Raw genomic sequence first — 19,030 nt, forward strand, 5'->3', positions numbered from 1 at the left:
TCAACTCTTTTTCACTGCCTTCGCTATAAAGTCGCCAAGATATTGAATTATCTGTACCAACACTATTAATAAAATGACAGTAGTAAACATGACGAAATTATCGTAACGGTAGTAGCCGTAACGGATAGCAAGATCACCAATACCACCGCCGCCTATGGCCCCTGCCATCGCAGAGTAACCAATTAAGCTGATAGCTGTAATGGTAAGACCGCTGATTAATCCTGATTTAATTTCAGGAAAGATGATGTCCTTGATAATCAACCACGGTGAGGCGCCGCATGCAATGGCTGCTTCAATGACCCCCCGATCGATATCTCTTGCTGAAGATTCTACCATACGGGCATAGAAGGGGATTGCCGCTACAGATAAAGCCACGGAGGCTGCTATGGGGCCAGTAGTCGTTCCGATTAGTAAATTCGTGAAAGGAAATAGGAAGACAAGTAAAATGATGAAGGGTATCGAACGGACCAGGTTGACCACCACTCCGGCAATACTCTTGACTACTCGGTTTTCCAGGAACAAGGCCCTATCGGTAACAAACAATAATAACCCCAAAGGAAGACCTACCATTAAAGACACCACAAGACCTATGCCCACCATAACCAATGTTTCCAAAAATGATTTATTCAGCTCTGGCCATAGATTGATCAGCTGTTCCAGCATCCTGCAGCACCTCCACTTCCTCTAACTTGTCGTGTAAGGTCCCTATTGCCCGCTCAACTTCAGACCGGTCACCTGTTAATTCCATAACAAACATACCTAGGGCTTGGTTTTGAATGTAATCAATTTTCCCGTGGAGAATATTCCCGCGGATATCGTGGTGCTGTAAGAGATCCGAAACAATTGATTCACCTGCAAGCTCCCCTGTAATCGTCATATGCACAATAGTTCCCTGGATTTTTACTAGCTGTTCCTCAGGGATTTGAAAATCAATAACCGTCTGAATAAACCGTTTAGTCAATTCATTTTCTGGATAAGCAAAAATGTCGTAAGTTGATCCTTGTTCGACAATCCGCCCTTCTTCCATTACGGCGCACCGGTCACAAATTTCTTTGACGACTTCCATTTCATGAGTGATCAAAACGATCGTCAACCCGAGTTCACGATTAATTTCCTGTAAGAGTTTTAAAATGGATTTTGTTGTATTCGGATCTAAGGCTGAAGTAGCTTCATCACAAAGGAGTACCTTAGGATTGTTAGCTAAAGCACGCGCTATACTAACTCTCTGTTTTTGTCCGCCGCTTAATTGAGCAGGGTATTGGTTCGCTTTATCGTCGAGCCCTACAAGAACGAGAAGTTCCTCTGCCCTCTTCCTACGCTCTTTTCGCCCCACACCTGAAGCCTTTAAAGCGAATGCTACGTTTTCCAACACTGTCTTAGACATAGCTAAATGAAATCCTTGAAAGATCATGCCAATCGACTGCCTTGCTTTCCGTAGTTCTTTGGGACAGAGTGACATAAGATCGATTCCATCTATTCTCACTATCCCGGAAGTCGGTCGCTCTAATACATTCATACAGCGTAGTAATGTGCTTTTTCCAGCTCCACTATATCCGACTATGCCATAAATTTCACCTTGGTCGATATTTAGAGTTACATCATCCACCCCGATGACTGACTTGCCTTTGGAATGATAGACTTTACTCAGTTGCTCGATGGTAATCATCGGTTCTCCTCCTTTTTCTCCAAAATAAAAACCCTCTTCCCATTTGGGAGAGAGTCTGCCGTGGAATCTGCAACCTCTTATCTCCCAGAATAAATACATTCTGGCGGATTTAGCACCACTCCCGCAGGAAGGTTGCTGTGACGTCAAAGGGCCTATCCCTCGGTCACTCTTGATAAGAAAGATTAATATTCAATTTCCCTTATATTTTATCACTTTAACGCATCAACTACCATTTGTAAACAATTTTCTTACTATTTAATCTATTCTTTGAACACTCCTTGTTCCATTATATTCACGTACGGATGAAAGACCTAAAATAGGTATTAGAAGGATATTTATAGAACAGACCCTAAATAAATCCCACTGGCAGCAGCTTGTGAGAGCGAGTGTGTTTCACCAGAGCAATCCCCGATCAAATAAAGCCCCTCAATTTCTGTCTGAAAAGTAATATCAGTAGGAACCTTGGGTTCATAAAATTTACTGTCTAAACCATATAAAATGGTTCCTGGATCCATCTTTTCACCTAATAAGCGTTCCAATGCCTGAAAAAACTCAAGGGACGCATCGATGTATAAATCCGGTACCTCTGCTCGTAAATCACCAGGTTCTGCTTTGAGCGAAGGCTTTATTCTACCATTTGAAAAGGACAGCGTTGAAAGACCGGCCTGAAGGTCGCCAAGTGTCTGAGCTAAGATTCTTCCATTTCTTTGATTGATTTCTCCTATTATTCGTTGGGCCTCCCCCATAGCTAGGGAATGACTGTCAAAGTATCTAGGGATAAATAATGTGAAATTTAAATTACTGCTTGGGCGTTCTTCTTCCCCTTGGTTCTGACCATCGGCCATGACTAGTCCATGTTGGTGTTTACGAATCACCCTGCCCTTCGGGTTCATGCAATAGGTGGTGGCTGAATAGGTTTCTGTTTGATAGTTGAGTTTTGTCTCAAATGTCTCTTGCAGGATTGCATCAAGTTGATCGCCTCGAGTTTCCACCCGGATTCCAAGGTCCAACCTCGTTTTGTCTGCTTTTAAACCTAGCTGTCCGGTCATGCTCTTCATCCAGTTACTCCCACTCATTCCTGTCGCAAAAACGAGCTGTTCACTTTCAAATACTCCTTGGTCAGTGTAAATGATGAACCGCCCTCCTTTTTTTTGAACTTCAGAAACATCGGCCTCGAAAGTGAAAGAAATGTTCTCCTCCATTTCCTGGTAAAGTTTTTGAAAGACATCATAAGCCAAACTTGTTCCTAAATGGCGAACTTCCGCAGAAAATACATTCAATCCAAACGGAGCGGCTTTTTTTGATAAATCTTCATTCTTTGTACTGTACCTTGCCTTTTTGTCCGCCCCGAACGAACAAAGAATATGGTCTACTTCCTCCATCCATTTCAGTGCTTGGCTCTCCCCAATTTTTTCACCCAGCCTGCCACCAAAATCATTGGTGTAATTGAACTTGCCTTCTGATTTCCCCAAGCCTGCAAATCCTACATATTTCTCACACGGTCCCGGGCAAATACACCCTTGATTCACATCCCGACCACACGTTCGCTCCTCAAGGCGCTTTCCTTTATCAATCAAGTGGACACGAATATGAGGATTAGATTTCATCAAGGTATAAGCCAAGAAAACTCCACTGACACCTGCTCCAATAATGGTTACATCATTCATAAGAATCCCTCATTTTCTTAAGTACGGATTTTGGCATAGATACATGTGTCGGTCAGCCTTTTTCCATCAACAGACACATCTTCGTTTCGTAAAGTTCCTTCAAAATCAAAACCAAGGGCTTCAGGAATGGCACGACTTCTTGTGTTTTCAGAATCACAACGAATTTCAACTCTAGCTCCCCCTAGCTCTTGGAGGGCATAATCAGTCAAAGCATTCACGGCTTCCTTCATGTACCCTTTTCCACTATGAGTAGTATCCATCCAATATCCTAATTCAAATTTCGGCACTTCCCAATTGATCCGATGAAACCCTGTAGAACCAACAAAGATCTTCTCCTCTTTCAAAAATACTAGGTATCTCAGATTTTCCCGCAATAAAAACTTTGTATGTACATGCCTTGCATTTATTTCAGTCTCTTCAACCGTAGGGGGCTTCTGCACAAAACCAAGCCAAGGCTTTAATTCGTTCAGTGATCTCTGAATCGATGCATTGATTACAGCACCGTCTCCAGGTTCCGGCATTTTCAAAAGTAATCGATCCGTTTCGATAGCTGTTTTTACTTTCCGCATAATAGGATCCAATATTCTCACCTCCTCCAAACGTGATCTCTCTAACATTCTTTTATACTATCAAACAAGATTTTCTATATTTTTGCAATAGCTATATTCAAACCGTTTATAATTTTTGTATAATAAATGGAAATGCTTTATGAAGGAGGGAGAAGGATGAAGACACGAAGCGCCTTCATTATGATTTTTCTTGGGGCCTCTTTATGGGGGGTTATTGGTCTATTTGTCAATGAGTTATACGAATATGGATTCTCTCCATTACAGGTTGTTGCTTTACGTGTGAGTACAGCTATGATCATCCTGTTCATCTATATAGGCATCTACAATTTCAGCCTTTTAAAAATCAAACCAGCAGATACCAGGTATTTTATTGGTACAGGAATTATTAGTATTGTTTTGTTCAACTGGTGCCTGTTCAGTGCCATGGAAGCGACCTCGATGTCGATTGCCTTTGTGCTTCTCTATACAGCTCCAGCATTTGTAACCTTATTGTCACGACTATTCTTCAAAGAATGGTTAACAACCAAAAAAATCACAGCTCTCCTCACCACTTTTATCGGCTGTATGCTGGTCATCGGATTATTGCCTCATGGCGCAGCGGACTTATCCATTCCAGGACTTCTCTTTGGTTTGGGATCCGGTTTATTCTACGCCTTGTACAGCATTTTCGGGAAGGTCGTATTAAAAAAGTATCGCTCTTTAACCGTCACGTTTTATACCTTTTTACTAGCAACAATCTCTATCGTTCCCTTCAGTATGATTTGGGAAGAGTTCAACATACTTGGAAATCTCCAGGTATGGCTGCTTATCTTCGGTCTTGGCCTATTATCTACTGTCCTGCCATTTTTGTTGTATACCAAGGGGCTTGAAAAGGTGGAATCAAGCCGGGCAGCCATTGTAGCTACGATCGAACCGGTAGTCGCTACACTCATTGGCTATTTGTTTTACTCCGAGGTAATGACCCTCTATCAATATACAGGTGTTATCCTCGTCCTGCTCTCCGTAGTCATAGTTCAAGAAACGAGACAAAAGAGGGCGATACCAAAAGTGAAATCTTCTGTTTCTTAATTATGCTCAAAACAATCAAGGGCAACATACGTTTGTCTTACGAAACAAACACCTTCGAAATTACACATCCGTTCATTAGAGTGGCTATCCAAGCAGATAAAAGCAAAGACAAGAATATCTCCTCAAGAGGAAAAGTTCTTGTCTTCTCGTTTTTCTATAGAATGGCAATCCTTTATTAAAAGGGATGGATTAAGCGCAAGCGTTCCCCTCTCTTATTTTTTACTTCGTCTGAATAACAATAGTCGTTAATGGATCAATCGTCAATTGACCTTTGTTCCATTCGAAACCTGAAGGTTCCTCCACTTTCCTGCGGCCCGCTTCATCGTTATCTACAAGGACTTTTCCTTTTCTTAGGTCGTCACTAACTGTAAGTGTCCGCTCCTTATTATCTGCATTGACGAACACATAGTAGCTGCCTTTTCCTTTTCCACCCGGATCCACTGCTTTGTAAGCAATAAGCAAGTCGGTATCTTGAACTTCTGGAGCCTCCAGCATCGTCACATGTTCATTCACAAGCGCTTCTGAGCCGTGGCGGAAAGCATCTGTCCACCTTCTCAATTCAATTAAGCCTTTGGTATATTCCATCGTTTCCTTCTGAAGACTTGGTTCTAATACAGACTTCCAATCGAACTGATTAATCACATCTGTGGAATCATAAGAATCATGGATGAAGTACGGATGTTCAAATGCCTTTCCGTGTTCATCCTCCATGTATGTCCACTTGTCCTCCGGTACTCCTTCCCCTTTCCATTGTTTCGTGCGGCCATATTCTTGGCCCGCATGGAGGAAAGAAATGCCCTGGCTTGTTAAGATCATTGAATTGCCGAGGCGGATCCGCTTCTGAATCTCCTCTTCGTGGTGAAACGGGTCTTTTTGGATGGACTGGGCAATCACGTCATGGAGTGTCAAATTATCATGGGCTGCAATATATTGGACGATATCACCAGGGTCATCTTCCGTCACGTTTTCCGGCTGCCCTTTAATAGTATTGAAAATGGTTTGAATAGAACGTGCTCCGCCAGTGATGAAACGGGGCTCCCCTTCACTTCCAAAACCAGACTTTAATTCATTTCGAATCTCATCGGAAAAAACAGCCGCCCCATCTGTTTCATTCATCCAGTCTTGATCCGCTGGCATGACTTCTTCAGCCCCGGTGTCTCCGTCATAAGTTCTCCATCCCTCGCCAAGCATTAAAATATCAGGGTTTATCGCTTTCGCTTCTTCATAAGCAAGCTGGACACTCTCCGCGTCAAGGTCCCCCATCAAATCAAAACGAAATCCATCCACTTTGAATTCCTCTACCCAGTATTTAATGGAGTCTACCATGAGTTTCCGAGACATTTCGTGAGTCGTACCCACTCTTCCTCCACCATAACTGACTTTTGCCTTTCCTTCATCGTCCATGTAATGGTAGTAGTTCGGAACAAGGTCTTCGAGAATGCTTACTTTTGCCGTATGGTTGTATACGACATCCAAAATAACTCCCATCTTACGTTTATGAATTTCATTAACCAATCTTTTAAACTCTCTGATTCTTTCTCCCGGATCTTGTGGGAGTTCCGAATACATACCTGATAGAGAGAAATAACTATGGGGGTCATATCCCCAATTATAATTGTTGCCAGATGCAGAATACTCCCGTTCACGCACTCCGTTCTCCCATTCATTCCCGAAATAATACTTCATGACAGGAAGCAATTGAACATGAGTCACTCCAAGTTCTTTAATGTAGTCTAAACGTTCAACAAAAGCATTGAACGTTCCGAATTGTGAGTTCAGCTCGCCTTCAATACTAGGATCAGACGTAAAATCCCTCACGTGTGCTTCCCATATAATCGCATCTTCACGCTTTTCATAGTTCTTTATTTTCGCGTCTTTCAATTTTGGACCTATATCCGATGGATCCACAATCGCCGCTTTTCCGACATCATCTTGATCCTCATCGTTTGATGCTGCCATTGATTTCGCATATGGATCAAGGGCAGTCTTCTCTTCACCATAGGCCTCAATCCTGTACTGGTAATAATACTTATTCAAGTCTGAAAGGTTTGTATTTTTCTCGTCAAGCGTCACAGACCACACCCCATTATCCCCTTTTTTCATAGCGATGTCTTCTTTAACGACCTGATACTGATTGTCTTTATCATAGAGAACAACCGAAACATTGGTGGCTGTCGGTGACCATAATTTTAATGTAGCTGTGCCATTTTCATGTAAGGTTGCTCCTAACTCTCCATCATAAGCAAACTTGTCATCCATCAACTGCCAGTCCACATAGACGTTTGTTTTCTTTTCCTCAAAATGAAGGGTATAGGTTTGTGTAAGGTCAAGGGCCTCTTCCGTATGGAGAACGATCTCTTGCCCATCTGACTCCGCTCTATGAATGCTTACCACCTCCCCATCTGCCCCTTTAAGGTCAAAATCCGTATGGTCCACATCCTCAATGATTTGATTCATCGTCAACGATACAAGCTTTTCATTCGTAATTTTAGCTGCCTTCACATGAGGAGAAAGTACGGGTTCATCTACATACACTCTCGAATCACCTTGTACCAGCCAAAACTCCTTTTCACCTGTAACAGGAAAACTCCGATCACTTGGTGTATCTTTTTCATCCCCTTTATGTACGATAAAATTTAACCCATTCTGAATATCAATCACTGGAACTTCTGCCGCTACTCCATAATTCGTTTCCTTTGTAAATACAATCGGTCTATTCCAGTCGGTTCCCTGTTCAATGGCCGGATTATTTTTGTCCTGGTTCCACAAATGTAATCCCCAGCCTTCATAATTTCCATCCAATCTTTTGTAATTGATGGTAACGGTTTCATTCGTTTCAGCAGACGTCTCGGTTTCACTAATCCAAGAAAAACCCCCCGGAACAGCTAACATAAATACTACAATAAAGCTGATTACAACTTTCCTCCAATTCTTCCAAATGTCCAAATCATACGTCCCCCTTTTAGTTTTTTAATGCTCACACGAACCATTAAGTGCAAGCGGTTTCACTAATTTGACTATACCATATTCTTTTCTCACGCGAGTGATTATTCAGAAAATTGCAGAAAAAGCAATCGTTTGGTCTGTGCCCATTGGCCTATATTCTGAAATAATTTTGTTCTATAAACTGAAGGAGATTATTAGAAGGTATTTGCTCTTTTGCGAACGGCTCAGATGGTAGGTATAACAGGAGCCATTGAAGTGCTTTTAGGCATTCCATTTGCAGAACCTTTATCATTCACTCTCATCCAGGGCGGAAGGATATCTTTTCGAATCGGCCATGTTTTGGTCTTTTAATGTGACCCTTCTCCCTCACATTCAATACAGAACCAGATTCCAGATGATGCTTGTACCATAGGTGTGTTTCCACATCAGCTTTACTAACATTTCATATCATAGAACACCACAATTTTAATTACCAATAATTATATTATGTAAATTATGTGTCATAATCGATCATTAATCCACTAGTGATTTGTAAAAAAACCCCGCCTTCGCTTCATGTAAAAAGACCGGAGATGAAGTATCTCCGGTCTTTTCTAAGGCACTTTTACCATAGTTATGAATTCACAGGCTTCTGTATAGAAAGTATCTTTTTTTACGAAACCTATATTTTTATATAGCTGGATCGCTCTTCTGTTAAATGTAGCGACAGAAAGGCGTATGGGTTTCCCTGGGTATTCCTTTTTGATATAGGAAAGTACAGCCGAACAGAACGGCGTTCCTTTCCCTTTACCCGTTAATGCTGGATCCATACCAAGCCCCATATCAACAGCCTCATCCTGATATACACCCCTACGACGACCAGCAGGCACTTTGGCGCCTTCACCTATACAAAAGAATCCAATAAAAGTCTTACCCTCAAATAACGCCTTGTATGTTCCGTCCAGCCGCTCGGCAAGGCTGGCTCCATCCCCGTTCACATTATAAAAATCATAAGGTGGCTCATATTTCCATTGCAGTGATACAATCGCCCTTTCCTCCGTCATTTCTTTTACGGAAATATTCATCACTCTCTCCCTTCTTTGACAAAATGATTACGCAAGTAGACACTCATGCTCATATAGATAAGCATATCTCAAATCAATGAATAAGAAATGTTGATCTGTCAGTGGGAAACTGAAGGTCCGTACCATCTCTTTCGTTTCGATATCGGAATAAAGATCGGAAAGTAAGCCGGTATGTAACGCCTTCATCTGCATTACACTTTCAAGGAAATACGGACGAAAAGCCCAATTTGATCCACGCTTATAAGGCTCAAGTTCCCAAATCTCCTCTTTTTTCCTGAAGTTGGAGGACACTTGCTGGCCATCTATATGGCATATGAACATCCGGAAGCTTTCTTCATGGAATTCTTGGGTTACTCCTTCGATAAAGGCATCCGCTTTCTTTGGTCCTTCCCATTTCGATAAAAGACCCTTCACTTTACTCTCCCACTTCCTTATGAAGTCATGCCGCTGTTCAAGTAACCCCTTCTCTCGCTGAACATAGCCCGCCATCTTTTCACCTATATTAATCGCAAGCGATTGATGATCCACAGGTTTAAATTTCGGTTTCCCAAGATAAAATCCTTGATAATAGCGACTGCCATGTTTCCATGCAAAATGCAGCTGGTAATCATCCTCAATATTTTCAAAAAGGAGAGCAGCACCAATCCGGTGGGCAAGCATCGACATGGAATACATGATGTCATGGAAAAGATCGCCGTTCTGCTTTCGTATAATGCCTGTATCAATTTTAAGGATGTGCGGCTCTAATAAACGGATGCGGTCGATGTTCGAGCTTTTTGCCCCGATGTGATCGACAGCGATTTGAATCCCATATGTTTTATAATAGAGAAGCAGGTGATTTAATGATTCAAAATCTTCATCAAAGTCATGCTCTGTCACTTCAATGACGATCCTTTCCATATCAAATCCTTTTTGAGCAAACACAAGCAAGGACTGAAGCAGGTCGTCCCCATCATTAATCATCAACTGTTTCGCATTACGATTAATAAACAATAAACCTTCTGTCCCGCTTTCAAGCATCTCCTCAATGGCCAGTTTCAAAATATGCTGGTCCACTTCAACTTTGAATTCTTCGGGGACATCCGGATCATGGAAAAAAGGCCCCAAACTGTGCCATTCCCCGTCCCCTTCATAACGTGCCAATACTTCATGTCCAATGACTCCATGATTAATCGCACTGACAATCGGTTGGAAGGCCGGCTTAATTTTATGTAAATTCCCTAAGATATCTAATGGATCCATGCGTTCCCCCTCCTAGATTTCTGCCTCTTTCTTCATTATACAATATCTCGGGTGCACATCTAAAGAAAGGTTCTCTCACAGAGCTAGTGGTTGCTAGTGGTTCTTTAAGAATATCTATGTAAAAAATTTCTTTTATTTCCTACATTCAACTATACTTGTCTTCTGATATTTTCATATAATAGCAGGAGTCTTAGAAAGGAGACTGACTACTATGAAAACTGTTGTCATAGATGCCGGTCACGGAGGATCGGATTCAGGTGCTACGTATCAAGGCTATCAGGAAAAGACCTTCAACCTGTCCATCGCTTTGAATGTCCAACGTTTCCTTACTCAAAACTATCAAGTCAACATTCTTATGACGCGGACGAATGATGTAACCTTATCTCTTAACGCGCGTACACGCCTTGCCAACAGGGAAAATGCCGACTTTTTCTTATCCATTCACAACAATGCAGCAGGTGGAAGCGGATTTGAAACGTACATTTACAATGGGGCGTTAAATCCAAATACTCGAACCTATCAAAACATCATTCACAATTCCACCTATAGGGCGATCGGTGGGAAATATAACGTTCGCGACAGGGGAAAGAAACGAGCCAATCTTTATGTGACACGAGAAACGGATATGAGTGCTCTTCTCATTGAAGTATTGTTCATTGACAACCCCGGAGACCTCGCTTTGTTGAGAAATTCCACATTCATTAATGATGTAAGCAGAGGAATTGCCGAGGGAGTTGCCGATTCACTCGACCTTCCAAGAAAACCACAACCCAGTCCTCCACCATCAGAAGGAGACGCGTTATACAGGGTAATCGCTGGATCCTTCCGGAACAGGAAAAACGCTGAAGACAGAATCGAATCCTTAGCAAGACAAGGTTTCCCAGGATTTGTGGTACCGACAACCATTTCTGGAACCCAATATTATCGAGTCCAGACGGGAGCATTCGCAAAAGAAGAAAACGCCAAAGAACAAGTGGAGCAATTAAAACGAATTGGTATTACAAATGCTTTCATTGTACGAGGCGAGGATTCTTCCCCCCAGCCGGAACCGGAGAACCCTGAAGACGGTCTATTCCGTGTTATCGCAGGATCTTTCCGCAATCGCGAAAATGCTGAACAGCGGATTAAGGACCTTTCTAAAGAAGGAATCGACGGGTTCATTGTGCAAGCAGATATCTCCGGGGTGACCCATTACCGCGTTCAGACAGGGGCCTACTCCGAAAAAGAAAATGCCGAGGCCCAAGTAGAAAGGCTTAAATCCATCGGCATTTCAGACGCATTTATTCTTGGTGAAGACTCTACACCACCAAGTGAGCCTGATCCAGAACCGGATCCAGAACCAGAACCACCAGAAGAGGATGGATATTCGATATTAGGGGATATGTATTTGAGTCCCTGTCAGCTTGATGACTTTGTAAAAACCGTCAACCCTGATGCCCCAGACCTTGGGCGCTTTTATATTCAATATGGCGAAGCCTATGAAATTCGCGGAGATATCGCCTATGCTCAAGCGATTCATGAAACGGATTATTTTCGTTTTACAGGCCTTGTCGATGAAGATCAGAACAACTTTGCCGGAATCGGCGCCACGGGTCCCGGCAATCCTGGAGCCACCTTTGATACACCAGAAGAAGGTGTCCATGCTCATATCCAACATTTATACGCTTATGCATCCACAGATCCTATTCCATCCGAATTAGAAAAGGTCGATCCTCGTTTCGACCTCGTCACACGCGGCATCGCCCCAACATGGACAGAATTGAACGGAAGATGGGCCGTACCGGGAGAAACTTACGGACAATTGATCTTACAAATCTATGAACGCAACATTAACCACGCCATAGAAGAAATATCTACACAGCGTGAACAGCTGAATGACGTATTAGAAGAGTTATAGAGAGAAAGCCGGAACCTTTCCTACTGAGGTTCTGGCTTTCTCTCTATAACTCTTCTTTCTTTATTATCATCTCCATCCTCCACCCAGAGCAATTCTTCAAATACCCTTTGTTTTATTTCCCTTTATAGTTTTTGAAAATGGGTATCCTTGTACCCTGTCGGATACTTTAAGCTAAATTCGAACATCCGATCCATCCCAATATGCGCCATCCAAATTAAGCGATCATCAATAACTTGTCATTGCTTGATTGTATAGAAATTAGGATGAGAATCGCCGGAATAAGGTAACTGTGAAAAAAATTATAAATATAACTTCCGGCTTTTTCATGAATGACATAACCGAGCACAGAAACATCAATGGTGAATAACAGGAGGGCAAAAACGATCCAGCTGAAGTTCAGGATATGGTAAAAATAAAGATCAGCCAATAAAACGATAGTGCCTTCGGGGTGAAGGCGTTGTTATTCACTTCCTTCACAAGTTTATAATATAGACAAGCAGTGCTTGTCATAACCGGAAACAAGGGAATTTATGCAAACAGCCTTAAGAAAGGTTGTAAATTTTCAGAGTATTATGTATAATCCTTGGAATAAACGATTTAATTAGAATACAGAGGTGACATACATATGAGTACTCGTGTCGAGAATTTACTAGATGAATTGAAAGCTTTCTTAAGAGATGACCAAGTCTCTACCAATGAAACGATTCTTGAGCACCACAGCAAGGATGAATCCTATCATGCCGGGAATAATCCAGACATAGTCGTTTTCCCCGAAAGTTCGGAGGAAGTAAGTGAGATTGTCAAAGTAGCGGATAGAAATGATACACCGATCGTCCCTTTCGGACTGGGATCCAGCCTGGAGGGTCATGTCATTCCTTCTGATAAGGGAATTACCATCGACTTTACACTAATGAACAAAGTCGTTGAAATCCGGGAAAAGGACTTTCTCGTCAAGGTCCAGCCTGGTGTAACAAGGTCTCAATTGAATAAAGAACTGAAGAAATACGGCCTGTTTTTCACGGTGGACCCAGGGGCAGATGCAACGCTCGGGGGTATGGCAGCTACCAATGCGAGCGGGACGACCTCTGTCAAATATGGGGTTATGAAGGATCAAGTAAATGATTTAGAAGTTGTGCTGCCGGACGGTGAGATTATCCACACAGGAAACATGGCGCAGAAGTCCTCTTCCGGATATGACCTGACGAGCCTTTATGTCGGTTCAGAAGGAACGCTCGGCTGTATTACCGAACTGACTTTGAGAGTATACGGAATCCCGGAAAATATCATGGCCGCAAGAGCGTCGTTCCCGACTATTGATGATGCTGTCGAGGCAGTGGTTTCGATACTGCAGACCGGGGTCCCGGTCGCCCGTGTCGAACTCGTCGATGAAGCTTCCATCAGGCAAGTGAACAGCTTCAGCAAAATGGATTATAAAGAAAAACCTACATTGTTTCTTGAATTTCATGGGAATGAACCTGGTCTCAAGCATGATGTCGCCTTTATGGAAGAAATCGTCGCAGATCATCACTGTGAAGACGTTCATTTTGAAAAGGATAATGCAGCCCGCACCAAGCTTTGGGAAGCACGACATAACCTGGCCTACGCTTATATCCACGGCAACCCTGGAAGAAAGCTCATGGTCACTGATGTTTGTGTTCCCATCTCAGAGTTAGCAGGTGCCATCAAACATGGAAGAGAAAAAATCGAGGAATTGGACTTTGAAGCAGGTATCCTGGGCCACGTCGGTGACGGCAACTACCATGCTTTGTTAATGATCGATACAGATCATCCAGAAGAAGTAAGGATGGCGGAGCAATTCAATGAAGCCATCGTGGAATATGCCTTGGCACGAGGCGGAACATGCACCGGAGAGCATGGCGTCGGACGGGGAAAAATGAAGTATTTGAAGCGTGAACATGGAGGTGCACTAAATGTCATGGGACATATCAAATCAGCACTGGACCCGAAAGGAATCATGAATCCTCATAAACTTGTAGATACGGAAGGAAGAAGCAAATGAAATTACTAGAGTCAATCAGTAATCTAGCCGGAAAATACTTTGCCGTTTTAGTGATCGGGGTAGCCCTTATCGCATTTTTCATCCCGGGACCTTTCGTAGGTTTAGGTGCTTATATCACGATCCTATTGGGAGTCGTCATGTTCGGGATGGGGCTCACACTTAAACCCGTAGATTTCAAGCTAGTATTAAGTAAACCTATCCCCGTTATCATTGGAGTCGCTTCCCAATACGTTCTAATGCCGTTAGTAGCTTTGATGCTTGCCTATCTTATGAATTTACCGGCTGAACTGGCAGCAGGCCTGGTACTCTTGGGTTCTGTTCCAGGCGGTACAGCGTCAAATGTCATGGTCTACCTAGCGAAAGGAAACCTTGCCCTTTCTGTTGCCATGACTTCCTTATCTACCATGCTTGCGCCGATTCTGACACCGTTGATCCTGTTAGCCCTAGCAGGCCAATGGCTGCCCGTAGACCCAGTCGCGATGTTCTTATCCATTGTCCAAGTCATTATTGTTCCGATCACTCTGGGGGTTTTACTCAGAAGAATCTTTCCGGCAACCGTTGAAAAAAGCGCCACTGTCGTTCCGCTGATTTCCGTTATCGCGATCATCATCATCGTTTCCGCAGTCGTAGCAGCGAACGTAGAAAGTATCACCACTTCAGGGTTGCTGATTTTTTCAGCGGTTATGCTTCATAACTTGCTTGGCCTTTTCCTTGGGTATCTAGCAGCTGTACTAATGGGACTGGATGAAAGTAAACGAAGAGCGATATCCATCGAAGTTGGTATGCAGAATTCCGGCCTTGGCGTAGCCCTAGCAACCGCCCACTTTGGACCATTAGCTGCCTTGCCTAATGTCATCGCAGCAGTCTGGCACAACATTTCCGGGCCGATTCTAGCAACAATCTGGTCCAAAAAGCGAGTCACAGAAGGAAAAGACATCAAAGAAACCAAGCCCATCTCCAGACAAGCGTAATAGCGGGGACCGATCCATTGTCCTTGCACCATCGTTTAATAATGCTGTCAGTGCCTGATTCCCCACCACCCAACTATAATAAAAATAGAAAAATATTTAGAGTGAGAACCAAAAGAGCCTACTCTTCATAAGAGAAGTAGGCTCTTTTGGTTGATATTATGATTAAGCAAGGAGAAATACCTTACACCATGCCGCCCATTCATAATAGACAATATTAAGTTCCGCAGAACCTTATTATCACACGGTTTCCGTTAGCAAATAAATTAAATAATTACAATAGGTTTTTTATTACTTAATGAACAGTGTCGAGTCATAATACAGTCAAAAAAACATCCCCTATATATTAAACTGCTCCTAAAAGAAGCACACGAGGATCAGCCACACTCCCAACCTCAACATGACCTGTATCTACCTCTTATAATTTCCTGTTTTGAGCATTGTTGATTCCTCCGGCTGTTTGAATTTTTCTCTCCATAGGACTGCCATTGACTTTTACGGGGCTGCCTTTTAAAAGCCTTAATTACACCTACTGTCGTTTATTGATAATCAACCCAAACTGCCCCTTTATCTGCAGATCGTACACAGTTCTCTACCCAACGGACGCCTTCAATTCCTGCCTCAATCCCAGGGTACCAAACATTTTCCAATGGTTCTTCTGAATCGGCAGCATCCACAGCCTTCGCAAAACGGCTGTAAAGATTAGACCAAGCTTCAAATAATCCTTCTGCATGGCCGCCACTGATGCGATCATCTCTCAAAGCTTCCGGGTAAAGATAATCCATCCCACGCTCTAAGATTTGTACAGGTTTTCCTTGAATCTCGTATCTAAGCTGGTTAGGCTGTTCATCCCACCATTCAATACTAGCTTTAGACCCGACAATTCGGATTTTTTGTCCGTGCATCGATCCGGCATTTACGCATGATGACCAGACAGTCCCAACCGCACCATTGTCATATTCCATTAGGGTATAAGCATTATCTTCAAGCGGGGCACGTTTTTTTACAAAGCTCTGACGTGTACAAAGTAATTTTCTGATTTTCATTTCAGGGAGCATCACCTCTGACAAGTAGAGGGGATGAGTGCCTAAGTCCCCGAGTACATAACTCGGTCCTGCTACTTTGGGGTCCACCCGCCACTTGGTGCTCTGATTGTATTTTTCGACGGCTTGTGAATGAAACCCATGGGCAAACTGCATATTTACAATTCGAATGTCTCCTAAATCTCCATTTGCAATTAATTGCCTTCCTTGTTCGATCGCCTGATGCCCTGAATACCCATAGGTAATCCCAATTATTCTGTTCTTCTCTTGGGCAAGTTTTTCTAGTTCATTCGCTTGCTCCATGTTAAAACATAACGGCTTTTCACAAATAACATGAAGTCCTGCTTGAAGGGCAGTCTTACATATTTCATAATGTGTTCCGTTTGGAGTTGCAATCGAAACAACTTGAATACCGTCTTCTCTTTTTGTCTCTTCTTCGAACATGGTTTGGTAATCTGGGTAACAGCGGTCTGGATCTACATACAGGTTGATACCAAACTCTTTTCCGCGTTCTGGATTTATATCAAAGGCACCGGCTGCCAGCTGAAAATTATGATCCCTTAGTGCAGCTGATCGGTGGATGTAGCCGATTTGGCTTCCGCGACCACCGCCTACCATAGCCCAGCGCAAAGGAGCATCCATACTCTTTTCGCCATTAATCATGATTCATTTCTCCTTTCTCTATCAATATCCAAGGCTTTTCAAATAGTCCACACTTTGTTTCACATCACGGAAACTAGTATCGGAATGTCTAGGATCCCTTTCCTGTTCAATGGTGATGTACCCATGATAGTTGATACCTTTTAACAAGCGATGAATGGAATCGTAATCAATGACTCCATGTCCAATCGGGCACATGACCCCTTTGGCAACTCCATCAAAAAAACGGATATGTTCTCCCATGACCTGCTCGTATACTTCTTTGTTAATATCTTTAAAGTGAATATAGTCCAACCGCTCCGCATAATCCCTGATCCATTCTACTGGATCCATCTTTGAATAATATAGATGGCCTGTATCGAGACAGAGCCCCGCAGTTTCATAAGAAATGTCTTGAACCAGCTGGCTGATTTCATCCTCAAACTCGATATAGCCGCCTGCATGAGGATGAATGACTGGACGTACTCCGTATTGGTCCCACGCTCGTTCTGCGAGTATCTTGATATGATCGACCATTTGCTTCCACTCATTTTCGTCTAAACGCGGGGCTCTATCAGGGTGCCCAGCATTATAATCCCTTTCATCATGGCCCCAATCAATTAAAACTAAATAAGGTGTGGAGAAATGCTGTCCATTCTCCTGCTCAGAAGAAGGCAGAGTAGTAATAAATTGACAAATATCATCCACTTGATTGATTAAGCTATCTAAATGAGATTCGGAAACTAAATCATCAAAGACGGTGCCGGCAATGATCGTCAAATTATTTTCAGAGAGCTTCCCTTGCACTTGTGCGATATCCAGTGGAATATATCCATAAGGTCCTAGCTCAATGCCTTTATATCCAGCCTGAGAGGCTTCTTGCAATACCAGCTCCCACGGTGGCAGATGTGGATTATTAGGATCATCCACACCCCAACAGCATGGAGCCCCTGAAATTACCACACTCATTTGAAACACCTCCAAATCTTGTACATTAATTATAAATTCAAAGTTTTTTTAACGCTTTCATGATATTGCTTATTTGGTTGGGCTATTTCTTATAAATAAACAAAAACTTTCACTATCTTGTTTTTAAGTTGGCAGAAGGTTCATGAATAATAAATAAAAAAGCAATAAGTGGCTCACTTATTGCTTTTTTATTTATTTAGTTTTCATTGTTTTCTCCAAAATTCCCGATATTTTTTGGGAGACATGCCCACTATTTTAGAAAACAAAGTCGTAAAGTAGCTAGTGTTATCGTAACCTACCGTTCCAGCTATTCTGGTAACCTTATCATTCGTATTGATAAGCAGAGACTGCGCTTCGCCAATCCGCCGCCGAATGGTATATTGGATTAGAGAAAACCCGGTAAATTCTTTAAAAAGATGTGATAGATAATAGGAACTTATATGAAACTTGCGCGCGATGTATTCCAAATTTATTTTCTCAAAGTAATATTCATCGACATAGGCTTTAATTTCTTTTGATAATATCGATTCTTCTGATGGGGATTGGCCAAAATTATTCTGGGGAATCTGTAAAAGGAGGGGAATTAGCGAACGAAGCAGATAACTGCAGATTTCTGCTCTCCCCGTTTTCTCATTAGAAACTTGTGAATACATAATATTCAGCATTGTTTCAATCTCAATGGCCTGATCACCGCTGTGCAGCACATAGGAACTCTCTGGTGAAACTAAATGGTTTTTTGGTAATCCAGCAAACTTGACATTGGTTATTCCGCAACAAAATACGTTCAGATTCGTCTTTGGATTTGGATATTCATCATGGAGCACCCCTTTGTTATAAATAAGAACATCTCCCTGATGTACCCTATAATGTCTATCCCCAATTATGAAGTGGCCATTTCCTTTTTTTATATAAATAAGTTCTAAAATATCATTATGCTTATGCATAGAACGGGGAAATTTCGTATATGCTTCATCCACATTACTAATATAGAGCAATTCAGGAATCCAACCATTCTCAAAGGTTGATGTATACGTTTCATTAACTGAAATTTGAGTCATTGTTTCATCTCCCAAACAGCTTTCCAGCCTTACTTTTTTAAATATATCTTGCCACATTTCCTCTCCTTTGCTGCTTTTAGAGTAATTAATCCAGGAAACTAAATACCTATTAAGTAAAAATATAAGCAATAGAACTCAAGCCCTTTACTCAACACCCTATTTTAAATGATTCAAACCTTATACAATCTCTGTTCCTACGCTGAAAGTCTTGCCT

14 protein-coding genes, 1 pseudogene and 1 riboswitch are annotated in these 19,030 nt (G+C 42.3%); of the genes and pseudogenes, 4 read left to right on the forward strand and 11 right to left on the reverse strand.

Going from position 1 to position 19,030, the window contains the following annotated elements:
• The 4 genes from BLW54_RS10930 to BLW54_RS10945 form a co-directional block, all read right to left on the reverse strand.
• Nucleotides 1–663, reverse strand: coding sequence for a methionine ABC transporter permease (locus BLW54_RS10930; RefSeq protein ID WP_074734581.1), 663 nt, complete (start codon nt 661–663; stop codon nt 1–3).
• Nucleotides 623–1,666, reverse strand: a complete 1,044-nt coding sequence (locus BLW54_RS10935; RefSeq protein WP_074734583.1) for a methionine ABC transporter ATP-binding protein — start codon at nt 1,664–1,666, stop codon at nt 623–625. The genes BLW54_RS10930 and BLW54_RS10935 overlap by 41 nt, the downstream gene beginning before the upstream one ends.
• Before the next feature lie 74 nt (nt 1,667–1,740).
• A riboswitch (SAM riboswitch) is annotated at nt 1,741–1,845 on the reverse strand.
• A gap of 156 nt (nt 1,846–2,001) precedes the next feature.
• Nucleotides 2,002–3,333 (reverse strand): FAD-binding oxidoreductase/lyase, encoded by a 1,332-nt coding sequence (locus tag BLW54_RS10940; RefSeq protein WP_074734585.1) that lies wholly within the window; start codon nt 3,331–3,333, stop codon nt 2,002–2,004.
• Nucleotides 3,334–3,350: 17 nt separating this feature from the next.
• Nucleotides 3,351–3,914 carry a GNAT family N-acetyltransferase gene (locus BLW54_RS10945; protein ID WP_035504731.1) on the reverse strand — a complete coding sequence of 188 codons (564 nt, stop codon included), beginning with the start codon at nt 3,912–3,914 and terminating at the stop codon, nt 3,351–3,353.
• Between the two features lie 144 nt (nt 3,915–4,058).
• On the opposite strand from BLW54_RS10945, the gene BLW54_RS10950 reads away from it, so the two are divergent.
• The gene (locus BLW54_RS10950) at nt 4,059–4,970 is read left to right on the forward strand and encodes a DMT family transporter (RefSeq protein WP_074734588.1); all 912 of its coding nucleotides are present in this window, start codon (nt 4,059–4,061) and stop codon (nt 4,968–4,970) included.
• A gap of 219 nt (nt 4,971–5,189) precedes the next feature.
• On the opposite strand, the gene BLW54_RS10955 is transcribed toward BLW54_RS10950, so the two are convergent.
• The 3 genes from BLW54_RS10955 to BLW54_RS10965 form a co-directional block, all read right to left on the reverse strand.
• Nucleotides 5,190–7,916 carry a pullulanase gene (locus BLW54_RS10955; RefSeq protein WP_074734590.1) on the reverse strand — a complete coding sequence of 909 codons (2,727 nt, stop codon included), beginning with the start codon at nt 7,914–7,916 and terminating at the stop codon, nt 5,190–5,192.
• 593 nt (nt 7,917–8,509) lie between these two features.
• Nucleotides 8,510–8,980, reverse strand: coding sequence for a GNAT family N-acetyltransferase (locus BLW54_RS10960; RefSeq protein WP_074734592.1), 471 nt, complete (start codon nt 8,978–8,980; stop codon nt 8,510–8,512).
• Between the two features lie 27 nt (nt 8,981–9,007).
• Nucleotides 9,008–10,222 carry an EAL domain-containing protein gene (locus BLW54_RS10965; RefSeq protein ID WP_035504723.1) on the reverse strand — a complete coding sequence of 405 codons (1,215 nt, stop codon included), beginning with the start codon at nt 10,220–10,222 and terminating at the stop codon, nt 9,008–9,010.
• Between the two features lie 211 nt (nt 10,223–10,433).
• On the opposite strand from BLW54_RS10965, the gene BLW54_RS10970 reads away from it, so the two are divergent.
• Nucleotides 10,434–12,119 (forward strand): N-acetylmuramoyl-L-alanine amidase, encoded by a 1,686-nt coding sequence (locus tag BLW54_RS10970; RefSeq protein WP_074734594.1) that lies wholly within the window; start codon nt 10,434–10,436, stop codon nt 12,117–12,119.
• 122 nt (nt 12,120–12,241) lie between these two features.
• On the opposite strand, the pseudogene BLW54_RS10975 reads toward BLW54_RS10970, so the two are convergent.
• Nucleotides 12,242–12,573 (reverse strand): annotated as a pseudogene (locus BLW54_RS10975) (DUF4260 domain-containing protein); the annotation flags it as partial.
• A gap of 171 nt (nt 12,574–12,744) precedes the next feature.
• On the opposite strand from BLW54_RS10975, the gene BLW54_RS10980 reads away from it, so the two are divergent.
• Nucleotides 12,745–14,139 carry an FAD-binding oxidoreductase gene (locus BLW54_RS10980; protein WP_074734596.1) on the forward strand — a complete coding sequence of 465 codons (1,395 nt, stop codon included), beginning with the start codon at nt 12,745–12,747 and terminating at the stop codon, nt 14,137–14,139.
• Nucleotides 14,136–15,110, forward strand: coding sequence for a bile acid:sodium symporter family protein (locus BLW54_RS10985; protein ID WP_074734598.1), 975 nt, complete (start codon nt 14,136–14,138; stop codon nt 15,108–15,110). The genes BLW54_RS10980 and BLW54_RS10985 overlap by 4 nt, the downstream gene beginning before the upstream one ends.
• 536 nt (nt 15,111–15,646) lie before the next feature.
• Here the strand turns inward: BLW54_RS10985 and BLW54_RS10990 are convergent.
• From BLW54_RS10990 to BLW54_RS11000, 3 genes are all read right to left on the reverse strand, one after another.
• Complete coding sequence (locus BLW54_RS10990) at nt 15,647–16,813, reverse strand: Gfo/Idh/MocA family protein (RefSeq protein WP_074734600.1); 1,167 nt, start codon at nt 16,811–16,813, stop codon at nt 15,647–15,649.
• Nucleotides 16,814–16,834: 21 nt separating this feature from the next.
• Nucleotides 16,835–17,758 carry a sugar phosphate isomerase/epimerase family protein gene (locus BLW54_RS10995; RefSeq protein ID WP_074734602.1) on the reverse strand — a complete coding sequence of 308 codons (924 nt, stop codon included), beginning with the start codon at nt 17,756–17,758 and terminating at the stop codon, nt 16,835–16,837.
• Nucleotides 17,759–17,961: 203 nt separating this feature from the next.
• Nucleotides 17,962–18,873 (reverse strand): AraC family transcriptional regulator, encoded by a 912-nt coding sequence (locus BLW54_RS11000; protein WP_083391513.1) that lies wholly within the window; start codon nt 18,871–18,873, stop codon nt 17,962–17,964.
• Nucleotides 18,874–19,030: the final 157 nt, after the last annotated feature.

Origin of the sequence: Halobacillus karajensis, from assembly GCF_900108515.1 — a bacterium.
GTDB lineage: Bacteria > Bacillota > Bacilli > Bacillales > Halobacillaceae > Halobacillus > Halobacillus karajensis.